The following is a 13,354-nucleotide window of genomic DNA, read 5'->3' as shown; positions in this document are numbered from 1 at the left end:
CATCACTAGCCTAGGGTGCAATCGCCATGTCAACGCTGCCTGCGTTTCAGGATGAATTTGATGTCATTGTTGTTGGTGCCGGTCACGCCGGCTGTGAAGCGGCCTTGGCAACGGCACGGTTGGGTTGTCGTACCCTCTTGCTGACCCTCAACCTCGATAAAATTGCTTGGCAGCCCTGTAATCCTGCCGTGGGTGGCCCCGCAAAATCGCAACTGGTGCATGAAGTGGATGCCCTTGGGGGCGAAATTGGGCGTGTGACCGATCGCACTTATCTGCAAAAGCGGCTCCTGAATGCCTCACGGGGGCCAGCGGTCTGGGCATTGCGGGCGCAAACCGATAAGCGCGAATACAGCGCCGTCATGAAGCAGGTGGTGGAAAATCAGCCCAACTTGCTCGTGCGCGAAGGCATGGTCACGGATTTAGTCCTTGATGCCAATGACACGGTGATTGGGGTTGAAACCTACTTTGGCGTCGCCTTTCGCTGTCAAGCAGTGATCCTGACAACGGGAACCTTCCTCGGTGGCCGCATTTGGGTGGGAAATAAATCCATGGCCGCTGGTCGGGCTGGCGAATTTGCCGCTGAGGGACTCTCCCAAACCTTAGCACGGCTCGGTTTTGAGGTGGATCGCCTGAAAACAGGAACACCCGCACGGGTGGATCGGCGATCGGTGGACTACAGCAAGATGGAACCGCAACCCCCAGATGAGCAGGTACGCTGGTTTAGCTTTGACCCCACCGCATGGGTGGAAAGACCCCAAATGAACTGCTACTTGACGCGCACCACCGCTGCTACCCACCAACTCATTCGCGAAAATTTGCACCTGACGCCCGTCTATGGCGGTTGGGTGGATGCCAAAGGCCCCCGCTACTGCCCCAGTATTGAGGATAAAATTGTCCGCTTTGCTGACAAAGAAAGCCATCAAATTTTCATTGAACCCGAAGGCCGCGATACACCAGAACTCTATATCCAAGGCTTTTCCACGGGGCTACCGGAACCGCTGCAATTGCAACTGTTGCGCACCCTGCCGGGGCTAGAAAACTGCATCATGCTGCGTCCGGCCTATGCAGTGGAATACGACTACTTGCCGGCAACCCAGTGCTTTCCCACCCTGATGACGAAAAAGATTCAGGGGCTGTTTTGTGCCGGACAAATCAACGGTACCACCGGCTATGAGGAGGCCGCCGCCCAAGGGATTGTGGCCGGGATCAATGCGGCTCGCTTTGTTCAGGGGAAACCGATGATCACCTTCCCACGCCAAGAGAGCTACATCGGCACCCTGATTGATGATCTGTGCACGAAGGAACTGCGGGAACCCTACCGCATGCTCACCAGCCGCTCGGAATATCGCTTGGTGTTGCGATCGGACAATGCTGACCAGCGGCTCACCCCCTTGGGGCACGAGATTGGCTTGGTGAGTGAAGCCCAGTGGCAAGTGTTTCAAGCAAAGCAACAGCGCCTTGCGGCGGAGACCCAACGCCTGCAAATGACGCGCATTAAAGCCCATGAACCCGTGGGCGAAGCGATTGTGGCCGCGACGGGTCAAGCGATTAAGAGTGCCATTGCCCTTGATGAGTTGCTGCGGCGATCGGGGGTACATTACGACCTACTGGATCGCCATGGCCTTGGCAATCCCGATCTGACTCCCCAAGAGAAAGAGGCGGTTGAAATTGCCATTAAATACGCCGGCTACATTGAACGGCAGCAACGGGAAATTGAGCAGATTGCCCGTCAAGACCAGCGTCCGCTCCCTGCGGATTTGGATTACTTTGCCATCCCCACCCTTTCAATGGAAGCACGGGAAAAACTCAGTACCATCCGCCCCCTCACCATTGGTCAAGCCAGCCGTATTGGTGGGGTCAACCCGGCAGATATTAATGCCCTTTTGGTCTATCTCCAAGTGCAACAGCAGCGGCAATCCCTAACGGCGGTGGGGAGCTAGAACCGTGTGGCCGGCTGAACTAGAGTTGTCCTATGTCAGACATCAAGCTCCCCTGTATACTTCTGGCAACCCAGTTGGGGAAGCGAGCAAGCATCTCCCTTGGCCAAAAGCTCCCTTTTTTGCAAAACAAACCCATGATTGCTCTGAACCTGCGTCCCACGATTGAATTAACTGATGAAGCCTTCGAGCAACTTTGCCGTAGTAACCCTGAGCTACGGCTAGAGCGTAGCGCTCAGGGAGAATTGATTGCCATGGCGCCTGCCGGCAGTGAAAGTAGCCGTCAAAACCTCAGTCTCAGTGCCCAGTTATGGCACTGGAACCAACAAACAAAGCTGGGTGTAGCCTTTGACTCCTCCGCTGGTTTTCGTTTACCCAATGGCGCCATTCGCTCCCCTGATGCTGCTTGGATTGAAAAAAGTCGCTGGCAACGCCTCACCCCTGAGCAACGGCGCCGCTTTGCCCCCCTCTGTCCTGATTTTGTGTTGGAACTCAAGTCGCCAACGGATGATTTGGCTGCTCTCCAAGTCAAGATGCAGGAGTATGTGGACAATGGTGCCCAACTGGGTTGGTTAGTTGATCCCGAAATGCGACAGGTTTACTGTTATCGATCTGGGCAAGCTGTGCAGGTTTTGGAACATCCCCCTTGTCTTTCAGGAGAGCCCCTGTTGCCTAACTTTGTAATGGATTTCACCTTGATTTGGGATTAGGGATTCTCTATTATAGGACGGCTCTGCCGTTCGTACTGCCCTTCCCCAGCATGAGTGTCGAGGCTTGGCGCGCCCTAGGTCAGTGCCCTGATTCGTGGAGTGGTTTGTCGCTATCGCGGTTACTCTATGGGGGAATTATGGCGCTGGTTTGTGGCGGCTTGGCAATTGCTGCGGCAGGAGCAAGGTTTTCATCTTACGGTTTGTTATTCCCGGGTGTGGCCACGATGACCCGCAATCTTGCTCTTACGGATTATGAGCGGCAACAAATTCAAAAAATCAGTGCTTGGCTGCGGGAAGAAACGAACCCTCTGCAACAGGCGGTGCAATCGGTCAATGCCACAGTCGAGCGTCATGTCAGTCGGATGTTGTCCCCTGAACATCTAGCGATTCTGCGTAAGGCGGGCGATCGCCTACTAGCCAATAGTGATCAGGCTTGGCAACACCTGAAACAGCGATTGGGGAACACTCGGATGCCAGTCGATCATTGGCAGGATCTCAAGGATCAACCCCTAGAGGTGTGCGATCGCCTGCAAGCTAGGGTTGCCGGTGCGGCCTTGACCAACGCTGCCTTGGAAGCCCTGATCACTGCTCCCTTTGACTTTCTGGGCGAACTGGTGGATGTGGGGTTGACTCTGCTATTGGGTCTCAAAACCATTCAAGCGGTGGGCTTGTGCTATGGCTTTGGCAGTGAGACCACAGTTGAACAGCACATCATCTGGGGCGCATTGGGGATCAGTTTTGCCGGCACTGCCAAGGAACGTCAGCATCTATTGTTGAGTTTGCTGCATCCTTCTGAGGACAGTGAACGGGGGGCGATCGCCGGCCTCTTGGAAGACAGTGCCTTTGAAGTTTTTACCGACAACACGGTGGAGGCGGTGTTGAGTCGCGCATTAGTGATGTTGAGCGAAGAATTGAGTGGCGAGTTGATCCCCGTGATTGGCACTGCTTTGGGGGTTCTGGAAAGCGAACAATTTGCCCGAGAAGTGGCAACGACCGCGCGATATGTTTATCAGTTGCATTGGCTACTGCGTGCTCACGGTGGCAGCGGAGTGGATGGTTGACAGCGGCTACCGCCGCCAAGGTCTATGGTCGTGCCCAAATCCCTGTGGAAGAAACAATCCACTACTATCTTGCCGATGACGCTGTTTTGGAATGGCTACCTCAAGAAAAGAAAAAGAAACAATCGTTTGTCACTATCGGGGTTACTCAGTTTTATTCAATTAATGGAGTCAATTCTCTTTTCATTTCTTCTGCTGTCTTGATACAGTTAAATCCCCAAAAATAGTTACAGGCTTCATACTGATCATGTGTAACACTCAGTGAGATATCGCGAAATAAATTCGTTAAATGTGATGAAATTGATTGATATGTTTTTCTTTCTTGATAAGATTTTATACCATTCTCTACCCTGATTTTCAAGGGAATGTTGATCAGAACATCTGCTGTACAGATTATCTGTTGTTCAAATAGCCAATGGGGTTTATTCATGTAAATACAGTACCCAATGTGAGTACCAATAGCGTTAGAAGCAGTGACATCTGACAGCCAGATGATTGATTTAAGACGATTCAGAAAATTCCAATCATAAATGTGACCTGCTGTTGTGCAGTGAAACCCTGCATTCAGGTAGAGTTCTACAATTTCAGGACGGCAATCTTTCCAGTAAAAACAAATAAGTACTGATTCAAACTGATCATCCTTTGATACTCTTCTAAGCCATTCGATAGCCTGTAAATGATTGAATGAAGTTTTAATTAGATGGGTTGAGTGTGCAGGGAAAAATAGTAGCGTTTTTCCAAGTTTTTTCTTGTAATCCTTTAGTGTTTCAATATCGATTAACTCTGCGTAATGTATATATGGCCCTATAGGTAATACTTTCCTCTCTGTATACTTTAAAATAACTTCTTTTCTAAACTCACTGAATGTAATAATTGCCCTTGCAAAGGGATCATCGTCAGGTGCTCCGGAATCATCTAGATAGCAACCATGTTCGATAGGCGCCAGAAGCTTTTTTTTAGGCTGAATGCCAACGTAATGCTTGATTATTTTGGATATACCATAGAGTGAGTTTTGTGAAAATTCTTCCGGAACTAAGTGATAGCAAATTCTCATAGGGATATCTACGATATTAATATCCCGGTCAAACTGAAGTATGTTTGCATTCTTTTCTATGTAGGGCAAATATAGGTAAGACTCAAGTTTTGTAATTGGGTTTCTTGCAGGTGCAATCAGAAACAGTCTAATAGCCCTGATCGTTTTCTCAATCCCTCTTGACAAAGATTGATTTAGTAGCATGACTTCTTGTATATCCGTTTTTAGAGGAGGAATAATTCTTCGTCTAAGATTATACTAGGCGCTGATTCTTATTAACAGAAGCTAAAGCTAATTTGGTTAGTAATAGAGTTTATTAAGTTTGGGCAAATGACATTGGCGGTACTGTTGGGTCTGAAAATGATCCAAGAGTTGGATCTATGCTCCTAGCAGTGAGATTGTGGCTGAACAGAAGATCATTTGGGGCACGTCGGGGTGAGTTTTCTAGCTATAGTCTATAGTCAAGGATCATTAGTATCTCTACAGTGCTGGCTACTGCGTGCTCACGGTGGCAGCGGAGTGGATCGCGCTTGCAGTTGATCGCCAATGCGCTGTAGGGCAGCCATAGAGCCAGTGAGGAGGAGGCGATCGCCCGCCATTAGGGGACAGTCCTCCTTGGGTTCCAAGAGCAGCGTTCCCTCTCGCCGCAGGGCACGGATGGTGACGGTCTCAGGCAGATGCAGATCGGCAATGGTGCGATGTTGTTCGCCAATCTCTTTGGGCAACATGATCCAAAGAAATAAGGTTTCCCCTTGGGGCACACTGACACGGCCATTGATCAGGGCTTCACAAGCTGCAAACTCTGCTGGCTGACCAACAATCAGGAGGCGATCGCCCCCCTCAAGACAGGTTTCACCACTGGGATAATCCACCTCAGTACCATCGGCACGGACAATGGCCAACAGAGTCACCCCCGTCAACTGGCGCAGTTGAATTTCCGCAAGACTCATGCCCCGAATGGGGGAATCCTCAGGGACGGTCAGCCAGCGACTATTCATATCCTGAGCTGCTTGCCGCAGGAGACGGGCGGTTCCCTCAGGGGGAGTATCGCCGCGCAAATTGGCGTAGTGGCTGTCGCGCACCTGTTGTACCTGCTGCTGAATGTGGCGTTCACCCATGCCTAGCGTAAAGAATAGATGAGCGGCCAACTCCAGACTGGCTTCAAACTCGGGCTGCACCACCTCCCGTGCCCCCAGTTGATAAAGCAACTCAATGTCGCGATCGCTATTGGCGCGCACAATGACATCCAGTTCCGGGGCAAACTCTAGGGCACGCTTGAGACAGAGGCGGGTACTCATACTATCCGAGAGGGCGATCGCCATACCAAGGGCTTGATCGACGCCTGCTTTGGCCAGAATGGTGGTACTAGCGGCATTGCCGTAAATGTAGGGCAGTTGGGCATCGCGCACTTCGTTAATCACCGTTTCACTTTGCTCAATGACCAACACGGGATAATTTTGTTTTTGGAGGAGTTTCACCACACTCTTGCCGACCCGACCATAGCCACAGACAATCACATGATTCCGCTGCGGCAACCCCGTTAAATCCATGTCGAGGATTTCATCTTCCTTGAGGATGCGGCGCAGTAGGGGCAGTTCCAACAGCACAGGCACCAGCTTTAACAAAAAGGGCGTCACCAGCAACGTCACTGCTGTCGTGCCGAGGGTGAGCAGATAAACTTGTTGGGACACCAATCCCAAGCCCCGCCCTGCCGTCAGCAGCACAAAGGAAAATTCCCCAATCTGAGCCAGCCCAATCCCCGCCAGTAATGACGTTTTCCACGAATAGCCAAAGAGCTTGACTATGGGGGTGGTGATCAGGAATTTACCCAGAATCACTAGGCTGACCAGTTCAATAATGCGATCCAAGTGCTGCCAGAGAAATACTGGATCAATGAGCATACCAATGGAAGCAAAAAAGAGCGTGGTAAAGACATCGCGGATCGATTCCACGTAATCGAGGGTTTGATCGGCATACTCCACCTCGGAGATCATCAGACCGGCAATAAAGGCACCAATCTCAATTGAAAGCCCCAAATACTGGGTCAGCAGGGCAATTCCCAAACAGAGGGCAACGACGCCTAAAAGGAAAAGCTCACGACTTTCTGTTTTGGCCAGTAGCCGTAGCAAGGGGGGCAGCAACCACATCCCAGCGGCGATCGCCCCCACGGCAATCAAAGCAATGGTCAAGACTGCTTGGCCGAGGGCAAGTCCCAACTCCTCTGGGGGTTTGTTCAGGGCGGGTAAGACGGCAATCATCAAGCCCACCGCCAGATCCTGCACCACCAAGATGCCCAGCATAATTTGCCCTTGGATCGACTCCAGCTCATTGCGATCCATGAGGCTGCGCAGCACCACTGCTGTTGAAGAGAGGGAGAGGACAGCACCGAGGAAAATCCCCTGATTGGGGGAACTTACCCAGCCAACCCCAACGGAAATGAGCGTTGTAACTGCAATGGTCAGGAGAATTTGCAGGGCACTGCCCCCCAAGCTAACCCCTTGAACTTTGCGAATTTCACCGAGGGAGAAGCTCACCCCTAGGGCAAAGAGCAAAAGGGCCACCCCCAGTTGTGCCAAACCTTCCACTTGAGGTACTTCCTTGAGGAGTCCCAAGCCCGTTGGCCCGACCAACATACCGGCCAAAAGGTAGCCCAGCAGGATCGGTTGTCGCAGCAAAGCCGCCAACACACCCCCCACTGCCGCTGCCCCCAGTACCACACTGAGGTCAATGACAAGGCGAAAATCTTCAGTCATGGGATCTCATGCTAGGGCATCAAGGCTAGCATCTGAGCCACAACGGCAAAACTCTCACTGTAGAGGAAGTCTTGTCCCCAGCGTTGCAGCTCCTGACTCAAGAGGATCTCAGCCGTGAGATCACTCAGGGGAGACACATGATAGGTGCGACACAATTGGGCACTGCCCCCGGCCTCCATGCGCATACAGCCACGGGTTTCTGAGCAAATGATTGTACAGCAATCGGCTTGGAGATTGGAGGAGGTGAGTTTGAGGTCAATTAAATCCCCCAGCACGAGGCCAGCATCACCCGTGGGAATGCCTGCTAATTCTGCCTTAATCAACCGTTGATCGGAGGCCACCAGTTCCACGTGATAGACATCATAGTCACCGCACTCGTGGCGGATCTGGCGCGGCTGCCACTGAAGCCGGGAAGCTAACCAGCCAAGGTACATTAAAGCTTGGGCGGGATTGCCCTTTTCGTAGTCAATGACCACCTGATCAATTTCCTGAATGGCCAAACGGCGTTCGGGGGGATCAAAGGCTTCGGCGGCCAGTTCTTGCCATGCCCCCAGACGGCGCCAGTTTAGATCTGTTAGGGGAAGCGGTTGTTCAAGGAGGGGGGCAATTGCCCGCAAGCCCCGCAGCGGATCGAGAAATTCACTGGAATCCACAATCACGCGGCTAAATTGGGGCGCAAGGGTTTGAAACAACTCAAAGTTATTGAACAAGTCCCCCTTCCACCACAAAAAGCGGGGGAGTTCGCGAATGATTAAAGACTGCAACAGGGGTTCCACCCGCTGGAAGGCGCTATGGGTGCCCTTGAGGGTAATGTATTCACAGCAAACGAGGGAACTGCGCATCTTTTTGTTGATCGGGCAGTAGGCCGCCACCTGAGCAGTAATTCCCGTATCTTCGCCAAGGGTAGGACACAGGGCAATCACCCGACAGGGATTTTGGCTGGCGATCGCGTCAGCAATGCCACTACCGCGCATATCCACGGCATAGCGATCGCTCCGAGGGGTTCCCTGAGCATATTCTGCCTGCAAGGCCTGCCGCAGTTGGGGCGTGACTCGACCCGTCAAGGGCAAGTTGTGATTCTTTTCAGCAGCACGAATCGCCGACTGCATGCGGGGGCCAAGAATACCATCAATGGGGCCTGTGTAGTAGCCCAAGGCCGCTAGCAATTGTTGGGTATCATCCGCCTCATAGACAACTAGGGTAAAGGTGGTTGCCCGCACTGCTGCTGGCGCCGTACCATCCCCGCCATGGCTGAGCCAAATTTGCCGCAAACTTTGCTCAATATCATCTAATGAGACATCCACGGGATCTTGGAGCGCTACGAGGGGAGTTGATTCAGTTGCCATACCTAGGTACCTATCTGTGAATGAAGTTCGGCCTTGATTCCCATCTCTTCCCATGATGGATAAAGATCACAGTCGCCGCCACCGCCGACCATCGGCATTAATCATCGCTTCTGCGGCATCGGGATCCCATGTCCCCGCTTCATAGGTGGGAATCGTGTCTGGATCCGTAGGGGCATCCCAAGCACTGAGCACCGGCATCACCACCCGCCAAGCCGCTTCCACCTCATCCGCCCGGGTAAACAGGGTTTGATCCCCGAGCATGCAGTCCAGCAAGAGCCGCGCATAGGCATCCGCCGTTGCCATTCCAAAGGAGGAGCCGTAGCTAAAGTCCATTTCCACCGTGCGCGTGCGCAGATCTGCACCGGGCATCTTTGCCTCAAAGCGCAGGGCAATCCCCTCATTCGGCTGGATACGCATTGTTAGAATATTGGGGTTGGTTTGGCGGGCGGCCGACTGGAAAATCAGCAGGGGCACATCGCGAAACTGAATCGAGATTTCCGTCACTTTTTTTGCCAAGCGTTTACCCGTGCGCAAATAAAAGGGCACCCCCTGCCAGCGCCAGTTATCAATCACCAGTTTGAGTGCCACATAGGTGGGCGTGGTGGAGGTGGGACTCACCCCCGGTTCTTCGCGGTAACCCACCACAGGTTTGCCCTTCATCCAGCCGGCTCGGTATTGGCCGCGGACAGCACAGGCATCGAGATTATCCAAATCTGCTAAACGGGTGGCTTGGAGCACCTTCACCTTTTCGTTGCGCAGACTATCGGCATCGAGGGCATTGGGGGGTTCCATGGCGGTCAAGGCCAATAACTGAAGGATGTGGTTTTGCACCATGTCCCGCAGAGCACCCGAAGTTTCATAGTAGCCCGCGCGGTCTTCAACCCCCACGGTTTCGGCAACGGTAATCTGCACATGATCTACGTACTGGCGGTTCCAGAGGGGTTCAAAAATAGCATTAGCAAAGCGAAACACCATCAGGTTTTGAACGGTTTCTTTGCCGAGGTAGTGGTCAATACGGTAAACCTGCTCCTCTTTGCACACCGACTGCACCACTTCATTGAGGGCTTGGGCAGAGGTGAGATCGCGGCCAAAGGGCTTTTCAATGACGAGGCGATGCTTTTGGGGATCACTCAATAGACCGGCTGCCCCTAGTTGTTGAATCGCTTCAACGAAAAAGTTCGGTGCGACCGCAAGGTAAAAGACGCGATTGCCGCGAGTTTGGCGCTTTTCATCCAGCTCAGCCAGCAGGGTTTTCAGCTTGGTGTAGGCGGCGGGATCATCCATATTGCCAGAGCAGTAAAACAGGCCTTGGGCAAATTCCTGCCACAGGGGTTCCGCCTGAATGCCACCGCCAAATTCCTCGACCCCTTGGCGCAGATGCTCGCGAAAATAGTCATCACTCCAGTCGCGACGCGCCACACCAACAATCGTGAGTTCTGGGGGCAGACGGCGTTCCAGTTTCAGTTGATAAATGGAGGGAATGAGCTTGCGCTGGGTGAGATCTCCACTGGCACCAAAGATCACTAGAATCAGTGGTTCTGGGGTGCGCTCTTGGCGTAATCCGACCCGCAGGGGATTTTCAAATAGGATTACCATGGGTTACACCTGTGTCACAGTTGCGTTGGCAGGGGTAGGCTGAATAAAGGATTCCACAAGGGCAACGTTCTCAGGGCTGCCAATAATGAGTGGTGTGCGCATGTGCAGATGATCAGGCACGACATCGAGGAGGGGTTGGGTGCCGGTACTGGCTTTGCCACCGGCCTGTTCCACGAGGAAGGCGATCGGTGCCGCTTCGTAGAGTAGACGCAACTTCCCCGCGGGATTTTTCTGGGTGCCCGGATAGAGAAAGACCCCCCCCTGCATGAGGATGCGGTGAATATCGCCGACAAGGGCACCACTGTAGCGGGCACTGTAGCCGGGCTGGCGATGGACATGGCGGACATAGTTACGAATGGATTCTTCCCATGCCCAGAAGTTGCCTTCGTTGACACTGTAGATGGAGCCACTAGCGGGAATTTGCAGGTTCTCGATCGCCAGAATAAACTCGCCGAGGCTAGGGTCAAGGACAAAAACATGGGTGCCCCTGCCCAGGGAATAGACCAGCATCGTACTAGGGCCATAGAGAATATAGCCCGCGGCAATTTGCTTGTGGCCATCTTGTAGAAGATCAGCAGCGGTGCCGTCTAGATCAGTGCCCTCCTGCTGGCGAATCGCAAAAATGGAGCCTACGTTCAGGTTAATGTCCACATTGGAGGAACCATCGAGGGGATCGTAAAGCAGCGTGTAGCGGCCAATGGGGCAGTTTTCGGGAATGTAATAGGGTTTCTCCATTTCCTCAGAAGCAAGGCGACACACCAAGCCACTTTGCTTGAAGGCCGCAATAAAGACTTCATTGGCATAGACATCCATTTTTTTGACGTCTTCCCCTTGGATGTTCACTGCCCCTGTAAAGCCCAACACCCCCTCCATGAGACCCGCTCGACTCAAACGGCGGGCAATGAGCTTGCCAGCAAGGGCAATGCGATTCATTAGGGCACTCAGGTCTTGGGCAGCGGCGTCAAAGCTTTGGAGTTGCTGGAGAACGTGCCGAGATAGGGTCAAACAATCGCGATCGAGGGCTTGTTCGTGGGCTGCAAAATCAGTCATAGCCCCTCCCTAGTGAGGATGCATCTAGCCCCGATCCTAAACTGTCTCTTTTCAGAAGTGGTAAGTCTTTAGATCAACTAAAGATTCCAAGGAGCACTGCTAGTGGTGATCCGGTGCATGCCGGCAGCAGCAAACTCGGCAAAGGTTGCATTGGCAGTTTCGCTAAAGTCCACGACCCCCGGCACCACCACAGGGGACATACAATCCTCAAGGAGATAGACCCGCTGGGCGAGTTGGGGATCGCGCTGCTGAATTTCACTGAGCAGGTCGGCCACCGTCCAAGCAACACAGTGACTTTTGGCTTGACCGGCAATGATCAGGCGATCGCCCGCCAGCAGATGCTCAATCAAAGCGCTATTCACCGCCACTAAAGGACGCCCTTGGAGGTCATGGCTCACCTCTGGACGCAACACCGAATAATTCTCCGTCAGGGGGTGGCTCCCCTTGAGTTCGATGCGGGTTTGCTGCTGTCGCGCCACAGTATGAAAGAAACAGGCCTCCTCCACAGCAGACACCAGTGCATGGCCAATCCCCCCCAGCATCGAGTGGTAAGGCCAAATCGTCAACGGAAATTTGCCTTTGGCGGCTAACTGGGCAACGTAGTGCCAGGCATAGGCCTGCAAACTCTCTTGATCAGTCATGCCGAGGGAGGTTAGCAGATGGGGATTGGGTTGCCATCGCCCCCGCTCAACATCGTCAACGGTAATCGTGGTTAGAGGTGGCGGCGGTTCCCCGGTAGCATCTCTCCAAAAGAGGGGATGAAAAATTTGACTGGCGGTATGGGTATCGAGGGTAACAATAATCTCGCTAATGTGGGCAAGGTGGGTGTAGATAAAGCGGCAGAGGCGTTGATTATCCGCAACCGCCCCTTGGACAAATAGCTCAAAGTCGGGTAGGCAAAAGGTGTTTTGCACATCAATGAGCAAAAGGATCGTACGCTGCCGATCCTCAGCGGCAGGGGGAATTTGATACTGCTGTGCCCATTGCCGCGCCTGCACTGCTCGCTCTTGGTAGGGAACGCGCCACACTTGAGCAACCTTAGTGGCATCAAAAAAATCGGGGATAGGCAGTTCTTTGATCGGCGCCATAGGCAAGGGATCCGCTGCAGACCCGCTGCAAAATAGTGTAAAAAGTATTTTTGGATACAATTGTTAATTTTTAATAAAAGTCTAGAATATCAGAAATTCTACGGATGCGCAACAATTGATTACCTCTATAAAGTAGAGTTAGTCAAAGCTTAATCTTGATTGGGAAATTCGCAATGCTGGTGCGTACACTCAAGAGTGTTTTAGAGCAACATATTGCCGGAGTCCCGGGCGTGTTAGCTGTGTTAATTGGCCGCACGACGGATGGAGCAACCATTGCCGAAATTAACTACAGTGGCAATAGCCTTGAAAATGAGTCCTTGAGTTCTTTGGGTGCCTATGCCAGCGATCTGCTGCGAGCCAACAATCGCGTGTGCCAAGTGGTGGATCCGGCCTCAGAGGCAGACTATCTGCTAGCGGGTTCGGCAGAGGTGCGATTGGTCATCAAAGCCTTTAGCAAAACTCCCTACTTTGTCCTCTTTCTCACCAAGGGTAGCACGAACCTGAAGCTGGTCTTTGAGCGGATCAAGGCGATCTTGGCGGATGGCAAGCCCCTGTTGCCGCCTGTCCAAGACAACACCACCTCCGTCGCTCAACTGCTGCTTAGCTATGCCCGTCGCTATGCGCCGGATCCCAACTTTGTGGCGCTGCGGCTGTCGTTGAAAACGGGCTTGCACCGCGAGCGATTGGAAAAAGGCCAGTTGGATGAACGGGAAGTGCGCATTCTCTACAAGGGCGTGGCCGATATCTTGGGTGTGGAACGCCTGCCGGTTGCCCTTCCCTAGG

10 protein-coding genes are annotated in these 13,354 nt (G+C 52.8%); 4 read left to right on the top strand and 6 right to left on the bottom strand.

Features of this window, described 5'->3' with window-relative positions; translation table 11 throughout:
* Positions 1–26: 26 nt before the first annotated feature.
* The 3 genes from mnmG (at position 27) to RHJ80_RS04490 (ending at position 3,708) form a co-directional block, all read left to right on the top strand.
* Positions 27–1,940 carry a tRNA uridine-5-carboxymethylaminomethyl(34) synthesis enzyme MnmG gene (gene mnmG / locus RHJ80_RS04500; RefSeq protein WP_206201248.1) on the top strand — a complete coding sequence of 638 codons (1,914 nt, stop codon included), beginning with the start codon at positions 27–29 and terminating at the stop codon, positions 1,938–1,940.
* 134 nt (positions 1,941–2,074) lie between these two features.
* Positions 2,075–2,647 (top strand): Uma2 family endonuclease, encoded by a 573-nt coding sequence (locus RHJ80_RS04495; RefSeq protein WP_310801555.1) that lies wholly within the window; start codon positions 2,075–2,077, stop codon positions 2,645–2,647.
* Between the two features lie 224 nt (positions 2,648–2,871).
* Complete coding sequence (locus tag RHJ80_RS04490; protein WP_310801554.1) at positions 2,872–3,708, top strand: EcsC family protein; 837 nt, start codon at positions 2,872–2,874, stop codon at positions 3,706–3,708.
* 151 nt (positions 3,709–3,859) lie between these two features.
* On the opposite strand, the gene RHJ80_RS04485 is transcribed toward RHJ80_RS04490, so the two are convergent.
* The 6 genes from RHJ80_RS04485 to RHJ80_RS04460 all read right to left on the bottom strand — a co-directional run bounded on the left by RHJ80_RS04485 (position 3,860) and on the right by RHJ80_RS04460 (position 12,571).
* A complete protein-coding gene (locus RHJ80_RS04485) occupies positions 3,860–4,942 on the bottom strand; it encodes a hypothetical protein (protein WP_310801553.1) in 1,083 nt (360 codons plus the stop codon).
* Positions 4,943–5,241: 299 nt separating this feature from the next.
* Positions 5,242–7,491, bottom strand: coding sequence for a cation:proton antiporter (locus RHJ80_RS04480; RefSeq protein WP_310801552.1), 2,250 nt, complete (start codon positions 7,489–7,491; stop codon positions 5,242–5,244).
* 11 nt (positions 7,492–7,502) lie between these two features.
* A complete protein-coding gene (gene opcA, locus RHJ80_RS04475; RefSeq protein ID WP_310801551.1) occupies positions 7,503–8,837 on the bottom strand; it encodes a glucose-6-phosphate dehydrogenase assembly protein OpcA in 1,335 nt (444 codons plus the stop codon).
* Positions 8,838–8,903: 66 nt separating this feature from the next.
* Entirely contained in the window at positions 8,904–10,433 is a 1,530-nt protein-coding gene (gene zwf, locus RHJ80_RS04470; RefSeq protein ID WP_310801550.1) for a glucose-6-phosphate dehydrogenase, read from the bottom strand.
* A 3-nt stretch (positions 10,434–10,436) separates the two neighbouring features.
* On the bottom strand, positions 10,437–11,483 hold the full coding sequence (gene fbp / locus RHJ80_RS04465) for a class 1 fructose-bisphosphatase (RefSeq protein ID WP_206201242.1): 1,047 nt from the start codon (positions 11,481–11,483) through the stop codon (positions 10,437–10,439).
* Positions 11,484–11,560: 77 nt separating this feature from the next.
* On the bottom strand, positions 11,561–12,571 hold the full coding sequence (locus RHJ80_RS04460; RefSeq protein ID WP_310801549.1) for an isochorismatase: 1,011 nt from the start codon (positions 12,569–12,571) through the stop codon (positions 11,561–11,563).
* 173 nt (positions 12,572–12,744) lie between these two features.
* Here RHJ80_RS04460 and RHJ80_RS04455 point away from each other — a divergent pair, with 173 nt between their 5' ends.
* A complete protein-coding gene (locus RHJ80_RS04455; RefSeq protein ID WP_206201240.1) occupies positions 12,745–13,353 on the top strand; it encodes a hypothetical protein in 609 nt (202 codons plus the stop codon).
* Position 13,354: the final 1 nt, after the last annotated feature.

Source organism: Thermosynechococcus sp. QS41, assembly GCF_031583515.1.
Taxonomy (GTDB): Bacteria; Cyanobacteriota; Cyanobacteriia; order Thermosynechococcales; family Thermosynechococcaceae; genus Thermosynechococcus.
Note: the sequence above shows the minus strand (reverse complement) of the source record. Positions and strands in the feature narration are given on the sequence as shown.

Coding starts and splice junctions, on each gene's coding strand:
- mnmG (WP_206201248.1), top strand. CDS start 27: ATGTCAACGCTGCCTGCGTTTCAGGATGAATTTGATGTCATTGTTGTT.
- RHJ80_RS04495 (WP_310801555.1), top strand. CDS start 2,075: ATGATTGCTCTGAACCTGCGTCCCACGATTGAATTAACTGATGAAGCC.
- RHJ80_RS04490 (WP_310801554.1), top strand. CDS start 2,872: ATGACCCGCAATCTTGCTCTTACGGATTATGAGCGGCAACAAATTCAA.
- RHJ80_RS04485 (WP_310801553.1), bottom strand. CDS start 4,942: ATGCTACTAAATCAATCTTTGTCAAGAGGGATTGAGAAAACGATCAGG.
- RHJ80_RS04480 (WP_310801552.1), bottom strand. CDS start 7,491: ATGACTGAAGATTTTCGCCTTGTCATTGACCTCAGTGTGGTACTGGGG.
- opcA (WP_310801551.1), bottom strand. CDS start 8,837: ATGGCAACTGAATCAACTCCCCTCGTAGCGCTCCAAGATCCCGTGGAT.
- zwf (WP_310801550.1), bottom strand. CDS start 10,433: ATGGTAATCCTATTTGAAAATCCCCTGCGGGTCGGATTACGCCAAGAG.
- fbp (WP_206201242.1), bottom strand. CDS start 11,483: ATGACTGATTTTGCAGCCCACGAACAAGCCCTCGATCGCGATTGTTTG.
- RHJ80_RS04460 (WP_310801549.1), bottom strand. CDS start 12,571: ATGGCGCCGATCAAAGAACTGCCTATCCCCGATTTTTTTGATGCCACT.
- RHJ80_RS04455 (WP_206201240.1), top strand. CDS start 12,745: ATGCTGGTGCGTACACTCAAGAGTGTTTTAGAGCAACATATTGCCGGA.